The sequence below is a fragment of the Actinokineospora baliensis genome, assembly GCF_016907695.1.
GTDB classification, from domain to species: domain Bacteria; phylum Actinomycetota; class Actinomycetes; order Mycobacteriales; family Pseudonocardiaceae; genus Actinokineospora; species Actinokineospora baliensis.
The window spans coordinates 5,610,678-5,628,862 of record NZ_JAFBCK010000001.1 but is presented as its reverse complement, the minus strand read 5'-3'; the positions used below and the strand labels follow the sequence as shown (position 1 = coordinate 5,628,862).

Sequence of the window (18,185 nt, the reverse complement as noted above, 5' to 3'; positions counted from 1 at the left end):
CGCGGTCGCGCCCACCCCGATCGGCGGTATCAGTAGGCGAACGCCTGGATCTCGTTGACGCGGGCGATGGTCGGGCTCGCGGTGGTGCCCACCTTCACCAGGATGCGGACGCCGCGGGTGTTGCGGGCGCCGAACCACGACTTGACGACGGTCGCCGTGTTGTTGTTGTAGGTGGCGACGGTGTCCCAGACCCGGCCGTTCTCGTTGAGCAGCTGGATGTCGAAGTCGCGGGTCTCCAGGCCGAGCGTGTTGTGCACGACGACGTGGCTGACGCTGCGGGTGATGGGCCAGGTGACCGACACCCACTCGATGTTGTCCAGGCCGCGGTTGGCGCTGACCCAGGCGTAATTGCAGTTGGCGGCGGTACCGGTGTTGCCGTCGTTGACCTTCGACGGCAGGTAGTGGGCCGTCAGGTTCGAGGAGGACCTGGCGACGCCCGAGAGGGCGAAGTTCTCACCGGGCAGCGGTGGCCGGGGGGTGGTCGGCACGCTGGTCGGCATGGTGTTGCTGGTCTGCGTGGGGGTGGCCAGGAAGGTCGTGCCCGATGGCGGGCTCGAGGGCGGGCCCTGGTAGCAGGGGTCCCAGGTGCCGGTGGTCGACGGCGGCGAGCTGGGCGGGGTGGTGGTGAGCAGGTAGCTCGAGTCGCCCTCGGCCCGCGGACCGGCTGAGGCGGCCGGGACGAGGACGCCGACGAGGGCGATGCTCGCCAGTGCCAGGGAGGCTGGCAGGACGTGCGTGCGTGCGAGGAGGCGCACCGGTGGTTCCTCTCGAATCAGGGTGCGGGGGACCGCGGGGGACACCGCGGGAAGGAGCTGAATGGGACGGCGCCGCCAGATTACCGAAATGTCGTACACGCGAAAAGGATTTGTGTGGGAAACAATTCGCCGTCCACAAACACGATCATCGAGATTCCCACTGTCGGTGAACGCTATTCCCAGGTGCGCGCGTCCGGTGTTGTGAGGCCGCGTTCGAGCAGGTCGACGAAGCGCTCGGTCCAGCCCGCGACGGTGGCGGCGTCGAACAGGTCGGTCGAGTACTCCACGTAGAGCAGCAGACCGCCGTCCGCCGTCGGTGCCAGCGCCCACCCCTGTTCCGCCCGCGCCACGGGGAATGTGACGTCCTCCGGGTGCGCGGGTGTGGTGCCGACGAGTTCGAGGTCCGGCAGTGGCGAGTTGTAGAGGCCGAACAGCACCCGCGGCGGCCTTCCGCCGAACGGACCACCGAGTTCCTCGTTCAGCACCGCGGCGGGCACCGACTGCAGGTCCAATCGCTGCCACAGGGCTTCGGTCGCGCGGATGATCAGGTCGTGGAACGACCGTGCGCCCGCGACCGGCACCATCAGCCACGACGTGTGCGTGAACACGCCGACAACGTCTTCGAACGCCGCCTCGGGCCGGTTCGCGGCACTGCTGTGCGCGGCGATCACAGACGCACCCGTCAGCTCGTGGCCCAGCGCGGCGAACGCGGCCAGCAGCACCGCGAACGGCGTCGTCCCCGCGTCCACCGCCGCCGTGTTCACCCTGGCGACCAGTTCCGGCGACAGCGCCGCGGTGACGGAGTCGCCGACCCCGGTCAGCCGCTCACCGCGGGGCCGGTCCGCGGGCAGCAGCAGGGGCCCCGTCCCGGCCGCCCTGACCTGCGCGACCCATCCCGCGATCATCTCCCGCGTCCTGGACGAGTCCAAGTAGGACCGTTCCCAGGTGGTGAAGTCGAGGTAGTCGGCGGTCAGGTCCGCCAACTCCGCTGCGGTGCCGGTCACCGCGGCCCGGTACAGCGCAGTGAGTTCGGTGATCATGATCCCCATCGACCAGCCGTCGCTGAACGAGTGGTGCACGGCCAGCAGCAGCTCGGAGTGCTCGGCCGACACCGGGAACAGCACCGGTCGGAACGCGGGCGCACCGTCGAGGTCGAACGGTCGCGCGGCCCAGTCCGTCACCACGTCGTTGAGCGTCTCCGGGGTCACGGGGACGACAGGCAACGGAACCGGCTGTGCGACAAGTACTTCTTGCCACAGGTCCACACCGTCGTAGCGGTACCTCGTGCGTAGCGCCGGGTGTCGGACCACGAGCGCGGTCAGCGCGGTCTCCAGCGCAGTCACGTCAACCGCGCCGCGCAGTGCGAACCGCATCGCGATCGTCAGGACGCTCGGTGTGTCGCTGGTGCGCATCAACCGGTACCCGTGCAACTGCCCGAGACTCGCGGGCGCCGTTCGCTCGATTTCGTGCTGGGGCGCCACCTTCTCGGCGAGTCCGCGGATGGTGGGTGTGCGCAGGAAGTCCAGCACTCCGAGCACCGGTCCGAACTCGGCCCGCAGCCGGTTCACCATTCGGATGGCGGTCAGCGAGTGGCCGCCCAACTCGAAGAACGTCGCCGTCACGCTCGCGGACTCCACACCCAGCTCGGCGCACCACACCTCGTGCAGCCGTCGTTCGAGCGCCGTCACCGGGGTGGTGACCTCACCGCCGGTGATCTCCGGCAATGCGTTCCGGTCGAGCTTGCCGCTGGTGTTCAGCGGCAAGGCGGGTAGCGCCATCCACGCGGCGGGCACCATGTAGTCCGGCAACCTGGTGGCGAGTCCGGCGCGCAGTGAGTCCACAGTGGAATCTGTCACCACGTATGCGGCGAGGGAATCGCCCACCACCCGGACCGCGGCCTCGCGCACTCCCGGCAGGGTCCGCAACTGGTGCTCGACCTCGCCAGGTTCGACGCGGTATCCGCGGATCTGCACTTGGGAGTCGTTGCGGTGCAGGAACTCCAACTGACCGTCGAACCGCCAGCGCACAACGTCGCCCGTGCGGTAGAGCCGCCCGTGCTCGGGGTGTTGGACGAACCGGGCGGCGGTCTCCTCGGGGGACACGTAGCGCCGCGCCAACTGCTCGCCGCCTAGGTACAACTCCCCGGAGACGCCTGCTGGGACCTGTTTGCCCTGGTCGTCCAGCACCCGCACCCACGTGCCGGGCACCGGGTGCCCGATCGTCGGCGGTGTGTCATCTCCTGGCGACACCCGTGTCCACGTCGACACGACCGCGGCTTCCGTTGGCCCGTAGACGTTCCACACCGTGAACGGCACCGATTCGGCGGGGCGGCGTCGCAGCCGGTCACCGCCGGTCAGCAGGTGCCGCAGAGCGGTCGCGGGCCAGTCGAGGTCGAGCAGGAGCTCACACACCGGCGTGGGGACGAAAGCCACGGTGATCCCGGTACGGACCAACCAGTCCCGCAACCCCACCGGGTCCAGTCGCAGTTCCGGCGGGACGACGTGCAAGGACGCACCCGCGCGCAACGCGGGCCACACCTCGATGGCCGAGGCGTCGAACCCGGGACTGGAGAACCAGCACAGCCGGTCGGCCGAGGTGATCCCCAGGTCGCGGCCCAGCCAGTCCAGTGTGTTGGTGATCGCCCGGTGCTCGACCACGCAGCCCTTCGGCACCCCGGTCGACCCCGAGGTGAACAGCACGTACGCGACATCCTCCGGTGTGCGCGCCACGACCTCGCCGGGCCTGCCGTCTGGCAGGTCGTCCACCAGCACGAACGGCAGTCCGTCCGGCAGCGCGCCGACCAGCGCCGACCGGGTCACCACGGCAGCGACCTCGGCCTCGGCGAGCATGATCGCGAGTCGACCCGAGGGCTGTGCCGGATCCAGGGGCACGAACGACCGCCCGGCCCGCAACACACCGACCAACGCCGCGACCGCGTCAGCACTCCGAGGCAGATGCACGCCAATCGGCCCTGGGGGAACACCTTCAACCGCCGCGCTCACCGCCGCTGCCCTGCGCAGCAGCTCAGACCGGCTCACCTCGCCGGTCTCGTCAACAACCGCGAGGCCATCCACTTCGGACAGACCGTGGTGCAGCAGCGACGGCGGCCGCACACGTTCACCGCCGTCCTGCCAGTCCGTGAGCTCCCGCGCTTCGGCGCCAGTGGGGGCGACCAGGTCGCCGAGCACGCGCTCGGGACCGGCCAACCCGGCGGCCAGCACCGAGTGGAAGGTCGCGGCCACCCGCTCGGCAGTGGGCGCGTCGAACAGGTCGACCGCGTAGTTCAGCTTGCCGCGGATCGTGTCGCCCTGGATGGTCAGCAGCAGCGCCAGGTCCACCGGCGCCCGGTCGATCGCGGCGTCCTGCAGCGTGGCCACCACATCAGGCAGGTCCAGCTCGAAGGGCGCGTCGCCGTTGATCCGCACCACCACGTCGAACAGCGGGTTCCGCAGCGGGTCCGACGAGCCGCCGAGCGCACGGACGATCTCCGGCAGTGGCACCGCCCGGTGGTCCTGCGCCCCCAGCACCTGCTCGCGCACCACCCGAACCAGGTCCGCGAGAGTCTCCTCGTCGGACGCGCGCAGACGCAGCGGCAACGTGTGCACGAAGAACCCGACGGTCTTCTCCGTGCCCTCCGGCCGGTGCGCGATGGGGGTGCCGACCATCATGTCCTTCTCGCCGCTCAGCTTGCGCAGCGCCAAGGCGAAACCAGCCAGCACAACCATGAACGGCGTGGCGCGGATTTCCCGGGCGAGAGCGCGAACCGCCGATGTCGTCGCGGCACCCAGGTCGACCCCGACGGTCGCACCACGCCCTGACGGCTGGGCCCGCCGTGGCCGATCGGTGGGCAGCGCCAGTCCGGAGGGCGCGTCGGAGAGGAGCCGTGTCCAGTAGGCGAGTGACTCGGACGGCACCCGCGGCAGCGTCCGCCGCGCGCTGGGCTCGGGTAGTTCCGGTTCGGCGCCTGCCACGGCGGCGCGGTAGCAGGCGGCGATCTCGGTCGACAGGATGGTCGCGGACCACGTGTCGATCACCAGGTGATGGATGCGGAGCACCAGCAGGTGCTGGCGCGCGCCGAGCCGCACCAGCCGCGGCTCGAACAGCGGGCCCGCGGCCAGGTCGAACGCCCGCTCGGTCTCCACGGCCGCTATCCGGTTCGCCGCGATCGTCGCGTCGGCGCCGAGGTCGTCGACCACCGGGAGGTCGATCTGCCGCGAAGAGGCCACAATCCGCCGCGGTTCACCGTCGACCTCACCGAACACCGCGCGCAGCGACGGGTGCCTGGCGGCGACGGCGGACATGGCGGACCGCAGCGCGGCGACGTCGAGGTCCCCGTCGAGCCGCACGATCAGCGTCTCGTTGTGCGTCGGCCGGTTGGGGAAGGCCTGCTCCAGGTACCAGATCTGCCGTTCGGCGATCGTCATCTCCTGGATCTCCGGCGCGCGCTCGACCACCTCGGCAACAGCGGGTTGGGCGGGGGAGAGGAACGCCGATCGAAGGGTGCCGATGGCGGGCAGGGCGGCGGTGATGCGGGCCGGTGGCAGGCCGAAGTCGACGAAGCAGGCGATCTCGTCGACGCCCAGCGCGGCCAGTGCCCGCGCGATCGGTTCCACGTCGGCCGGACTGCCGATCAGCGCCCGGTCCGCGCAGTAGCGGTCGTAGGCGCGCGAGAGCAGGAAGTCGAGGTCGTCGGCGGGGGTGTTCTCGAGGTCGATCGAGAAGCCCAGGCTGTTGGTGAGCTGGCTGAACAGCGCCAGCGAGGACCGCAGGTAGTCGCAGAACGGCCGGTACGCCTCGGCGCGGACCTGCGCGGTGTCCTCACCCAGGTAGGTGTGCATCAGCACCACCACCCGCCCGGCCGCCGGGTCGAGACCGTGCGCGGCGCGGGTCTCGCGGTAGAGCGCGACGTTGGCCGCCAGTTCGTCAACGCTCTGCGCCATCAGGTTCGTGATCACGCCGTAGCCGCCTGCCGCGGCCTGCCGGTAGCTGTCCGGGTTGCCGACGATCGCGGTGTAGAAGTCGAGTTCGCCCTGCACAGGGCGCGGGAAGAGGCGCACGTCGACGGGCTCACCGTTGCCCGCGGTGCGGGTGATCGGCTCACCCCGCCACAGCGTGCGGATCGTCTCGACGCCCTCGTACATGGCCTCCCGGTGGCGCCCGTAGGTCTCGGGTGCGAGCACGAAGTCCCTTGCGTGCCAACCACAGGCGACGCCGATGGAGACGCGGCCACCGGACAGGTTGTCCACGACCGACCACTCTTCTGCGACCCGGATCGGGTCGTGCAGCGGCAGGACGACACTGCCGGAGTGGATGCGCACCCGTTCGGTCTGCGCGGCGATGGCGGCGGCGAGCACCGAGGGGTTGGGGAACACGCCGCCGAAGGAGTCGAAGTGCCGTTCCGGCAACCACACCGCGTGCATCCCCGCGCGGTCGGCGTACCGGGCGGCGGCGAGGATCGCGGCGTACTTGTCGCCCGAGGCGTCGTGCGGGTAGTCGCCGAAGAAGTAGAGGCTGAACTCCGGCGTGGTCGCTGGGACCTCAACCGCGTCGGGTTCGGTGACCGCGGCGGCGACCTGGATGCGGGGGAGCGGCTCGCGCGGCGCGGAGCGGGGTACGCGTCCGCCGGGGAAGAAGCCGCCACGCCGCAGGTCGTACAGGGAGTTGCGGACGGCGTTGGCGATGAACTCGACGTCGTGGGCGGTGTGCGCGGTGGACAGGAAGAAGTCGCGCTGGTCACCGACGTGCACGCCTTCCAACGCGAGGTGCTGGTACAGCGCGTCCACGTCGTTGGTGAACCGGAACTGGGAACCGAATTGCCGCACCGACAGCGGGAACGCCTCGACGCGGAAGAACTCGTCCAGGGTGGTCGCCAAACCCGTCGTGCGCTCGGTGAGCCTGTTCTGCAGGCTCGGGCCTTGGTCGCGCAACCAGGTCAGCACGGACTTGGCCGCTGCCAACGAAACCGGGTGACCCTCGTGGCGCACCCCGGCCAGGATGTCCGCGCGCCCGGCGACCGCGGTGACGGGGTAGCCGCCGCCGAGGACGCCGCCGTGGAAGGCGAGGTCTGCTTGAACACCGAAGATGCCTTGCGCCCCTTGGAGGTGGGCGCGGAAGCCGGTCAGGACCTCGTCGACGATGAGCAGGATCCCGTGCTGGTCACACAGTTGACGGAGGGCGTGGGTGACCTCCACCGGCCTGCCGGGTACGGCTTGGAGCAGGACGGCCGCGATGTCCCCGGCGCGTGACCGGATCGCGTCCAGGCCCGTGCCGTCGAAGGGCAGCACCAAGGCGTCGGGAGTGAGTGGGTGGTCGTCGAAGGTGACCACCTGGTGGCGACCGGTGTGGGTGCGGGCCAACCGGATCGCGGTGGCTTCGGCGGTGAACACGGCTTTCTCGTGTCCGGTCAGCTCGCACAGCAGAGCGGTGGCCTGCCAGGCGTCCTCGCCGGAAGGAGTTCCGTTGGTGAGGAAGGCGGGCTCGTGGCCGAAGAGGAGGCTGCCCGCACCTAGGGCGATGTCGACGTAGGTGTTGCCGTCGACGTCCTCCAGGTGGGCGCCCCGGGCTTGGCGCACCGCGATGGGGTAGTCGTCTGGCCCGTTGTGGCGGCGTGAGATCTCGCCCGACCGCGCTGTGCGTTCGGTGTAGCGGCGTCGCAGATCGGCCACGTGGGCGCGCTGGCGGTCGTCGAGGGGTGCCGGTGGGACCTGCGGGGCGGGCGTTTGGCGGACCGGTGGCGGAGGAGGCGCGGTGGCGGGTGTGCCCGCGAGCAGGGCGACCTGGTCGGACATGATCATCGCGAACCGCTCCATGATGTCGAGCTGCCCACGCACGATCGCCTCGTGGCCGCCCGCCGACACCCCGATCTGCGGTGCTGTCGCCAGCGGTGCCGCGACGGGCGGCGCCACGGCCGCTACCGGCGCTGGGGGCTCCACTATGGTCTCGGGGAGGGCAACGGGCACCAAGGCCGTTCGCTGCTCGGTGGTCATCCGGTCCACGATCACCGCGGTCACCTTGTCGGGGGTGTCGGCGTCGCCGAACAACTCCCGCATGGCGACCCGCACCCCGAACGCCGCGTGCAGCTCCCGCACCATGTTGACCATCAGCAGCGAATCGGCGCCCAGCTCGAAGAAGGTCGCGTCCACGCCGATGCGGTCCGGCTTGTCGCCGAGGTAGTGCGCGGTCAGCTCCCGCACCATCCGCAGGACCACGTCCCGCAGCTGCACCGCCCCGTCGGCCTCCTCGCTGACCGGCTCCACCGGCTCGGCCCAGTACCTGACCAGCTGGAACGGGTACGTGGGCAGCGGCACCCGCCGACCGGGGTGCAGCGCGGCCCAGTCCACCTCGACGCCGTGGCAGAACATCCCGGCGAGCCCGGGGACCACGCTGTCGGCCGCCCGCCGCGACACCGGCGACCATGTCGTCCCCGGCCATTGCCGCCCCAGACCGCTGAGCAACCCCGACGGACCCACCTCGATGAACGTGCTGGCACCGTCGGCGACCAGCCGGTCGATGCCCGCCCGGTAGTCGACCGCGGCCCGGGTGTGCGCCCGCACGTGGTCCGCGCCGACGATCGTCCCCGGCGGCAGGAGCGCACCACCGAGGCCGGACACGACCGGGATCCGCGTCGGCCGCCAGTCGACCCTCGCCGACTGCCGGTGCAGCTCGTCGAGCACCGGTTCGACCATGGACGTGTGGAACGCCCGATCCCCAGGCACCCGCCTGCACTCCACGCCCCGAGCGCTCAAAGTCGCCGCTGCGGTGTTCACAGCGCTGGCCGACCCGCCGAAAACGTTGTGACCCGCGGTGTTGCGCACCGCGAGCTCCAGTCCCGGCAGCTCGTCGATGTCCGCGAACACCGCCAGCATGGCGCCCTCGGGGATGTCCTGCAGCAACGCGCCCCGCACGGCCGCCAAGTGGACCGCGTCCTCGATCGACAACGCGCCCGCGGCGCAGAGTGCCGCGTACTCGCCCGCGCTGTGACCGATGACCAGGTCAGGGCGTACGCCGAGGTGGTCGAGGAGCGCGACCTGGGCCAGTTGCAGCGCCAGGAGCGCGGGTTGAAGGATCGCGGTGGTCCACTCGTACTCGTCGGCGAGCAGGAGCTCCAGCAGGTCGGTGCCCCAGGTCGCGCGGTGGTGGTCGGCGCAGCGGCGCAGGACCGACGCGGCCACCGAGTGGGCCATCAGGGGGCGGGCCGCGCCGGTGCAGTCGATGCCCTGGCCGGTGAAGGCGAAGACCAGGGGACCGGGGTCACCTGCCACGCCCGTCGCCGATCCGCCGGACCGCAGGGCGGCCGGAGCCTCGTCGCCCCAGGCCACGAGGCGGTATGGGAGTCGGCGTCGGCCTGAACCGAGGGTGGTCAGCACGTCGGCGGCGGACGCTGTGCCGGACTCGACGACGGTGGCCATCTGGTTGGCCAGTTCCGCCAACGCGGTCTCGCTGCGCGCCGACAGCGGGACCACCCACGGCACCGGCTCCGGTGCGGGCCGGGTGACCTCGGGTGCTTGCTCCAAGATCACGTGGGCGTTGGTGCCGCCGACCCCGAGCGCCGTCACCCCGGCCCGGCGGACCCCGGCCACCGGCCACGACCGGGCCCCCGTGGGCAGTTCGATCGGGCCGCCGTCCAGACGCAGCGCTGGGTTGGGCGAGCGCAGGTTCGGTTGCGGCGGCACGGTGGCGTGGCGCAGCGCCAGCACGGCCTTGATCACGCCCGCCATGCCCGCGCAGCTGTCCAGGTGCCCGATGTTCGCCTTCACCGACCCGAGCAGCAGCGGATCCGTGCGCTCCTCGAACACGGTGCGCAGTGCTTCGACCTCGATCGGGTCGCCCAGCGCGGTTCCTGTGCCATGCGCCTCGACGTACCCGATGTCGGCTGGGGTGAGCTCGGCCGAGGCGAGGGCGTCGCGCAGGACCGCTGTCTGGCCCGCCAGACCCGGCGCCGTGTAGCCGACCTTGCCGGACCCGTCGTTGTTGATCGCGGAGCCGACGATGACCGCGTGGACCGTGTCGCCATCGGCGAGTGCGGCCTCAAGGGGCTTGAGCAGGACCGCGGCCACCCCGTTGCCGCCGACCGTGCCGTCGGCGTCCGCGTCGAACGCCCGGCATTCCCCCTGGCGGGACAGGATCGAGCCCTCTTGGTACCGGTAACCCGCCAAGCGGGGGACGTGCACGGCGGCCGCGCCCGCGAGTGCCAGGTCGGCGTCGCCCGCCAGCAGTGCGGTCACGGCGGTGTGGATCGCGACCAGCGAGGTCGAGCAGGCCGACTTCACCGACACCGCGGGCCCGGTGAGGCCCAGCCGGTAGGACACGCGGGACGGCAGGAAGTCCGGCTCGTTGCCGAGGGTCACCTGCAGTGCGCTCAACTGGTCGCCCGCGTCGGTGTCGCCGAGGCGTTCGCGCAGGTAGGTACGCAGCGAGTACAGGTTCATGCCGCTGCCCGCGTACACCCCGACCCGCCCCGGCGCGCCTGCGTAGCCGCCGTGTTCGAGCGCCTCGTGGCAGATCTGCAGGAACAGCCGCTGCTGCGGGTCCATCAGGACCGCCTCGGCCGGGCTGATCCCGAACAGCGCGGCGTCGAACCCGGCGATGTCGTCGAGCGCGCCGGTCACCGGCACGAAGTCCGGGTCGTCCACGAGGGACTCCGGCAGGCCGTCGGCGACGAGTTCGTCCCTTGTGGACCGGCGGGTGCTCACCGTGCCGGACAGCAGGTTGCGCCAGTACTCGTCGAGGGTGTCCGCGCCGGGGAACCGGAAGGCGATGCCGATGATCGCGATCCGCCGATCCCGCCGCTCCCGTGGCCGCGCGACCTGGCTGTGGTCACCGGCCGCGGTGAGGTGGCGGGTCAGGGCCGCTTCGGTTCCGTGGGCGAACATCATCGTCAGCGGGAACTCGCGACCCAGGGCGTCCTGCAGGAGGGTGTGCAGGCGCAGCAGTTCGAGGGAGCCGATGCCCGCCTCGTAGAAGGGGGTGTCGGCCGGGACTCCACCTGGCAGGACTTGGCGCAGGGTGTCGCGGACGATCCGAGTCACGTTGCCCGGTCCCGACGCGCGAGCGGTGACGCTGCCAGCACGTGCCAGGCCCTTCGGCACAGCGACGCCAAACACGTCCCGCGCCGGTTCGGCCGCCCCTTCGAGTGTCTGAGCGGGAAGCGCCACCGCGGTGGGCGGTGTGCCCACCAGCAGTGCCCCCGGTGGCTGCCGGAGCGCGACAGTCAGGAGAGCACGGCCCTCCGCCTGCGAGAAGGCCGCGATGTCCGTCTGCTCGTGCTCCGCACTGATTCCCAGACCACGCCATGGCCCCCACGTCAGGCAGTGCAGGGGGATGTCCCGCCCGAGGTGCTCGCACAGCGCCTCAAGGAACCGGTTGCCCGCAGCGTACGCGCCCGAGCCCGCCTCGGGAGGGAGCAGCGACGAGAACGCCACCAGCCTGCTTCTGGGCCTGCGCCGCAGCACCTCCGCGACCGCCAACGAACCCGCGACCTTCGCCCGTGTCAGCTCCTGCCAACGCACCGCGGACATCTCGGCGATCGGTGCGCGCTCGAAGACCCCCGCAAGGTGCAGCACGCCTGCCAGTGGGGCTCCCCAAGTCTGCTCGGCCTCGGCGACAGCGGCCTCAAGCGCCGCACCGTCGGCGACATCGACCCTCGCGTACCGGACATCCGCACCCAGTTTGTCCACATCGGACTCAGGGCCTCGCCCCACCACCAGCAGTCGCAACCCCAGCCCCGGCAGGATCGCTCGGCCCACAGCGCCGAGACCCCCGGTGACCAGCCAACACGACCCGGGCTCCGGCGCGTCCGGGCCGGGGCTGAGATCGACCCGCCGCAGCCTGCGCACCAGTGGACCCCCGCGCCAGGCCACCACCGGCTCCCGGTGCGACCAGGTGAGCGCTTCGGTCAACACCTGGGCATCCCGTTCATCCCCGGGCAGATCCAAGTGCCACGCCCGCACTCCGGGGTTTTCCAACGCGAACGCCTCGCCGATCGTGGCGACCAGGGCGCCCGCGGACCCGTCCGGCTCGGTCCCGGTGATCACGTGCTGACCCCGGCTGACCGTGACCAGCTCGCCCGTCCACCCCTGGGCGGCCAGCACCTTGACCGCCGCCAGCGCGTCAGTATCCACAGTGGACGAGATGACGACCAGTTCTGAGGCCTGCCAAGCATCTCCGAAACCGGCCACCACCGCGTCGGGCAACTCCCCGGCCAGCGAAGGCTCATCGGTGAGCACCAGCACGCGACCAGGCCTCGGGCGAGTCGTCATCGTCCGAGGAACCCACTCAGGCCGGTGGACTACGTCCGGAATCGTGCGCGGGCCCGCTTCGGCCAGCTCGACGGCCCGCAGCCGCTGGTCCAGTTCGCCGGACAGCAGCCGCGCGCGCATGGCGGTCCGCTGGATCTTGCCGCTTGTGGTCTTGTCGAACGAATCCCGGTCCACCGCCACCAGCAGGACCGACGCGAGCCCCAGCCGCGCGTTCAACCGCCCGCGGACCGCGCCGACGGTGGCCCCGAGGTCGGCCCCGCCCTCGGGCACGAACACCACGCCCAGCCGCTCGACCCCGTCCGGCCCCGGGACCGCGAACGCGGCGACGAAGCTCGGCGCGATCCCGTCCAGCGCGCCGACGAGGTCCTCGATCTCGTGGCAGTAGTAGTGCGTGCCGGTGATGATGATGATCTCCTTGGCGCGCGAGGTGATCGTCACCCGCCCGTCGACGAGGTAGGCCAGGTCCCCGGTGTCGAACCACCCGTCACCCGGGAACGCCTCGGCGTTGGCCTCCGGGTTGTTGAGGTAGCCCGGTGTCATCCGCTCCGACCGGCCCTGCAACCGTCCGATGTGGAGCTCAGGCAGCTCGGTCCGGCTGTCCGGCCCGGTGACCCGCCACTCTGATCCCGGCGCGGGCTTGCCCACGCTGAGGAACGTCGTCGTCCCCGGCTCGGCCGTGGGGCGCAGCTCGAGCGCGCCACCCGACGCCGACTGCCGCACGTGCTGCACCGCGATCGGGCCGAACGGCTGGTAGGCGATCACCGTGCACGTCTCGGCCATGCCCCACGCGAGCAGCAACGTGTGCTCCTCGACGCCGTAAGGCCGCATGGAGTCGAGGAACCGTCGCAGGACCGGCTCGGTGTTCTGCTCACCCGAACTGATCAGCGACTTCACGCAGCTGAGGTCCCAGCTTCGCGCCGTCCGTCCGGCCAGAGCGTCGGAGACCAGTCCGTACCCGAAGTTCGGCGACCAGCTGTGCTGGGCGCGGTAGCGGTGCAACAGGTCCAGCCACGACAGCGGATCCGCCAGCACCTGCGTGGTCGGCGCGTGCACCTGGTCGCAGCCGAGCACGATCGGACCCAGGTGCGACAGGATCAGCGCACCGACGTGGTCGAGCGGCAGCCAGTTGACGAACACGTCCCCGGTGTCCATGCGGCTGTCCTGCCGCGCCCCCTGCGCGTACCGGACCAGCCCGTGGTGGGTCATCTGGATGACCTTCGACTTGCCCGTGCTGCCCGACGACAGCTGCAACGCGGCCACGTCCCCCGGGGCGGGCCGGTACGTGTCCTCCGAGGTCTCGGCGACGGCGCACTCGGCCAGGTCGAGCACCCGCAGACCGGTCCACCCGGACCGCTCCCCGTACCCGCGCAGTCCGGCGACGGTGTCCCCACCTGCCAGGACGACCGGGCGGGACAGGTCCAGCCAGGCGTTCTCAAGCTTGTCCAGGACGGCCGTGCGGGTGTCGTAAGTCGCCGACTGGGCCACCGCGAGCGGCTGGATCCCACCGATCATGCATGCCCAGAGAGCGACGAAGTGCTCGATCAACGACGGCGTGTGCAGGATCGCCGCGTCTCCCGGCTGGAGACCCGCCGCGCGGAGCCCGGTCAGGACACGGCGAGCGCCTTGGAGCAGATCGGGGTAGGTGAGCACGGTGGTCTGCCCGTCGCGCTCCAGGTGGATCCCCCGGTCGGGGAACGAGCGCGCCGAGGCGATCAGGGCTTCGACCAGGGTCGTCGGGTCATCATCGCGGAAGCGCGGCTCGTCACCCCTGCCGCGTGCGGGCGGGCCGGAGGTCGGGGAAGACGTTGGGTCCGCCAGCGCCGCGACCGGGCCCACCGCCCACTGCGGCGGGAGGTCGACCAGGTCCCCGAGGTGGCGGCGGCCGGGCTGGGGATCGGGCAGCGGGACCGGTTGCGAGACGACCGACTCCGGCACCGGCAGCAAGGCCAGCGCGGCCGCGTCCGGATCGCCCCGCCCGTCACGCGGGATCACCGTCACCGTCGACACCAGCACCGGGGCCTCGTCACGGCCCGAGACGGCGAGCGCCGCCACCACCGCCCGCACCCGCGCCGCGTCGGCCCCCGGAGCGGGCACCGCGTAGACGACCCGGAACTCGCGGCCGTCCTCGGCGACGCGCGGTAAGACAGCGGCGTCGGCGACCAGCGGATGACGGGTGATGGCCAGCGGCGGTGCCTCGGACAAGTCAACTCCTCGAACTGGGAATCGGTTCGCCGGTCGACCGGGGGCTGCGGGCCACGGCGACGACGAGGTAGGTCAGAGCGATCACGACGACGACCCCGTGCAGCAGGGCGACGACGGCGAACGGCCGCCACACCTCCAGCAACCCGCCCGCCACCAGCACGCCGACGCCGAACCCGGCGTTCTCGGCCATCGCGGTCAGGCCGAAGAAGTGCCCGCGAGCGGGTTCCGGCTCGGCCTGCACCCGGGTCGTGTAGCTGATCTCGGTGAACCCGTCGGCCATCCCGGCCACCAGCAGGACCAGCAGCACCCACAGGTAGCCGATGTCGGTGAACGCGGCGATGAAGGCCAGCGACATCGTGGCCGTGCCCACCGCGAACGCCCACTCCACGCGGCGCTGGTCGCCGCGGTAGAAGCGGGACGCGACCTGGTGCGCCGCGAACAGCCCGACCGCCCACGCCGCCCAGAACCCGCCCACGAAACTCGCCGGGTCATCCGGCGACACCTGCGTCGCGTGCACGGGCACCCCGACCTGGTGCGACGCCGAGCCGAACGCGTCAACCGCCCGGATCGATACGATGACCAGCACCGCGGGCGCCGCGACCAGCGCCGCCACCACGGCGCGCCGCCGCGACCGGAACCCGCCGCCGGTGGTCCGCGCCGAGCCACCGCGCGCCGGGAACCGCAGCGGCGTGCAGACGAGCACCGCGGCCGACACCAGGAACGTCCCCGCATCGATGAGGAACGCCACCTGGTAGCCGACCGCGGACACCAGCACGGCACCGCAGGCGAACCCGACCGCCATCGAGGCGGCCCGCCCGGTCACCAGCAACCCGTTGGCGCGCAAACGGTTGTCCGGCCCGACCAGATCGGGGACGCTGCTGCGCAGCACGACACCGCTGGTCGTGGTCAGCAACCCGATGGACACCGCCACCACCGGCAGCATGTGCACCCTGGCCGACGAGGGCAGCAGCGCGAACACGACCAGCACGACCGCCTGCAGCACGTCACAGGTGATCATCACCGCCTTGCGCGGCAGCCGGGTGGCCACGACGCCGCCGAGCAGGCCCGCCACGAACCCGCAGGCCATCCGCACCATGAGGAACACACCGGTCGCGAACGCGCTGCCGGTCGCCTCGTAGACGAACAGGTGCAGCGCGACCATGTTCAAGAAGCTGCCGAACGACGACGCGGCGTTCCCGGCGACCAGCACCTGGAACCGCCGCATGTCCGCTGTCTTCGGCGCCGCCACGGGCGCGTCGGTCGTCATCGAGCGGCTCAGTACCCCGACGCGTCGGCGCCGTCGTTGTCGCGCAGCGCCACCAGGAAACTGCGCTCGAAGCTGAGCACCACCTCACCGGAGGCGTTCTTCCCGATCGTGCGGCAGTGCGCGATGCCTTCCCCCGGCCTGCTCTTGGACAACCGCTTGCCGGTGATCTCGCTCTCGGCGTAGAGGGTGTCGCCGACGAACACCGGCGCGGGCAGCCGGATGTTCTCCCAGCCGAGGTTGGCCAGCGCCCGGCCGCTGGTGCTGCGGGCGGCCATCCCGGCGACGATGCTCAACGTCACCAGGCTCGACACCAGCGGCCTGCCCCACATCCCCTTCTCGCTGTAGGCGGCGTCGATGTGCAGCGGCGCGTCGTTCATGCTGAGCACCGACATCAGCACGTTGTCCATCTCGGTCACGGTGCGCCCCGGCCGGTGCTCGATCACCGCGCCGACGATGAGGTCCTCGTAGCAGAAGCCGACGACCTCCCGGAACCGGTTCTCGCCGACCTTGCGGTACCCGACCGGGTGCTGCTCGTGCACGGGGTTCTCCTGGTGGTCCACTGTGGATGGTGGGTCAGCTCGAAAGCAGTTCGGTGACGTGACCGGCGAACGCGGTCAGGTCGGCGTGCTCCATGTCCGACCGGATCATGACGCGCAGCCCGGCCTGCCCGCGCGGCACGATCGGGAAGAACACCGCGGAGCTGTAGTAGCCGCGCTGGTAGAGCTCGGTCGAGAGCCGCACCGCCCGGTCCGCCTCGCCGACGTCGATGCGCCGCACCGGCAGCCCGTTGCCCGCCAGCGGCGTGGGCAGCAGCTCGTCGAAGCGGGCCAGGTTCGCCGCCAGCTCGCCCTGCAGCTTCCCCAGCTCGGCGCTGCGGTGGATCGCCGCGCTGCCCAGCGCCGCGCCGATGGTGGGCACCGACAGGTTCTGCGACCAGCCCAGCGGGCCGCCGTGCCTGGCCAGGAACTCCACCTGCTTGGAGCTGTGCAGCATCGCCAACCCGCCGCCGCTGCCGAACCCCTTGCCCAGGCTGGCCACGATCGTGGTCAGCGGGCCGGGCGCGGTGTGCGAGCGGACGAAACCCTCGCCCCGCTCACCCATGATCGACAGCGAGTGCGAGTCGTCGAAGTACAGGTACAGGCCGTAGCGGTCCTGCAGCTCCAGCAGCTGCTCCAGCGCGGCGGACCCGCCCATCGAGTAGGCCCCGTCGGCGATGTAGGCCACGCTGGGGTACTTGCGGCAGGCGTCGGCGATGAAGTCGATGTCGTTGTGCCCGCTGGTGAGCACCAGGCTCTCCTGGGCGCAGGTGGCCTTCACGTAGGACATCGAGAAGTGCGCGTACCTGTCGAAGATCATCACCCGCGGGCCGCCCTCGGCCAGGTGCCCGGAGGCCAGCAGCGGCAGCAGACCAGCGGTCACCGTGCTGCACGTGGTGCTGAGCAGGATCCGCGCGCCGAACAGGTCACCGAGCTCCTCCTCCAGCCGCAGCTGGATGGTCGGCCGGATGCGGGTCGTGGAGGTCATCAGCTCGATCGTGCCGGTCTCGCGCACGGCGTCGACCACGCCGTCGAGCACCGCCGGGTGCCGGTTGAGGCCCAGGTAGGAGCACGAGCACATGTTCGCGAACGCGTGCCCGGTCTCGGGCACGACCAGCCGGTTGTTGGACTCGTGGTCGACGGTGATGCCGATCAGCCCGTTGTCGGCGGCGGCCTGCCACACCGGGTCGGCGTTGTCCACCAGCGCGGTGCTGTTGCGGAAGTTCCGCGGACCGGTGATCTCCCGGACGTCGGTCTCGGTCATCGGAGTCCTCCATGGGGGTTGGGCAGCAGCGGGAGCGGGGGGTCGTGCTCGGGCAGCGGGGGAGCGGGCGGGGTGGTGCTGGGTTCGGGCGCGGGGCCGAACTCGTCGAGCAGGCGCCGGGACTCCTCGAAGAACGGCCTGCCGACCATCCGGCCGTCGACGGTGGCGACCCCTTGGCCGCTGCGCCTGGCGGCGGCCACGATCCGGCCCGCGTGCGCGAGCTGCTCGGGGTCGGGGGAGAAGACCTCGGTGATCACCGGCACCTGCCTGGGGTGCAGCGCGATCTTGCCGCTGAAGCCCAGCCGCCTGGCCTGGATCGACTCGGCCCGCACCAGCGCCATGTCCACCAGTTCGAAGGTGGGCGCGTCGATCGCGTGCAGGCCCGCGGCGCGCGCCGCGTTGACCACCATCGCCCGCACCGCCGCCAGCGGCTCCCAGTCCAGGCCGATGCCCAGCGCGGCGGCGTAGTCGGCGGCCCCGAAGATCAGGCCGCGCAGGCTCGGCGACGCGGTGGCGATCTCGGCCAGGTTCTGCACGCCGCGCGGGGTCTCCACGACCGCGAACAGCTCCAGCGGGTGATCGGCCGCGCCGAGCACCTGGTCGACGATCTCCACGTCGCGCGGCGATTCGACCTTCGGCAGGTGCACGATGGTCGGCCGCACCGGGTAGTGCGGCAGCGCCAGCAGGTCGCGCAGGCCGTCCGGCTCGGTGACCGCGTTGACCCGGATGCCGCACCGCGGCGCCGCGGGGTCCTTGAAGAACCCCGCGGCGCTCTGGCGGGCCTCTTCCTTGCGGTGCGCGGGAACGGAGTCCTCCAGGTCGACCACGCACACGTCGGCGCCGGAAGCGTGGCAGGAGGTGAACCGCTCCGGGGCGGTGGCCGGGACGCTGAGCACGCAGCGG

General features: G+C 71.5%; 6 protein-coding genes. All 6 read right to left on the bottom strand.

Annotated elements, in window-relative coordinates; all coding sequences use genetic code 11:
* Nucleotides 1–29 precede the first annotated feature (29 nt).
* The gene (locus JOD54_RS25230; RefSeq protein WP_204453781.1) at nucleotides 30–755 is read right to left on the bottom strand and encodes a discoidin/SUN/FTP domain-containing protein; all 726 of its coding nucleotides are present in this window, start codon (nucleotides 753–755) and stop codon (nucleotides 30–32) included.
* A gap of 173 nt (nucleotides 756–928) precedes the next feature.
* Complete coding sequence (locus tag JOD54_RS25225; protein ID WP_204453779.1) at nucleotides 929–14,215, bottom strand: non-ribosomal peptide synthetase/type I polyketide synthase; 13,287 nt, start codon at nucleotides 14,213–14,215, stop codon at nucleotides 929–931.
* Nucleotide 14,216: 1 nt separating this feature from the next.
* Nucleotides 14,217–15,482 carry an MFS transporter gene (locus tag JOD54_RS25220; RefSeq protein WP_204453777.1) on the bottom strand — a complete coding sequence of 422 codons (1,266 nt, stop codon included), beginning with the start codon at nucleotides 15,480–15,482 and terminating at the stop codon, nucleotides 14,217–14,219.
* A gap of 8 nt (nucleotides 15,483–15,490) precedes the next feature.
* The gene (locus JOD54_RS25215) at nucleotides 15,491–16,021 is read right to left on the bottom strand and encodes a MaoC family dehydratase (protein WP_204453774.1); all 531 of its coding nucleotides are present in this window, start codon (nucleotides 16,019–16,021) and stop codon (nucleotides 15,491–15,493) included.
* A 34-nt stretch (nucleotides 16,022–16,055) separates the two neighbouring features.
* The gene (locus tag JOD54_RS25210; protein WP_204453772.1) at nucleotides 16,056–17,282 is read right to left on the bottom strand and encodes an aminotransferase class I/II-fold pyridoxal phosphate-dependent enzyme; all 1,227 of its coding nucleotides are present in this window, start codon (nucleotides 17,280–17,282) and stop codon (nucleotides 16,056–16,058) included.
* Nucleotides 17,279–18,178 (bottom strand): HpcH/HpaI aldolase/citrate lyase family protein, encoded by a 900-nt coding sequence (locus JOD54_RS25205; RefSeq protein WP_204453770.1) that lies wholly within the window; start codon nucleotides 18,176–18,178, stop codon nucleotides 17,279–17,281. Before JOD54_RS25205 ends, JOD54_RS25210 begins: the two co-directional genes overlap by 4 nt.
* Between the last annotated feature and the right edge of the window lie 7 nt (nucleotides 18,179–18,185).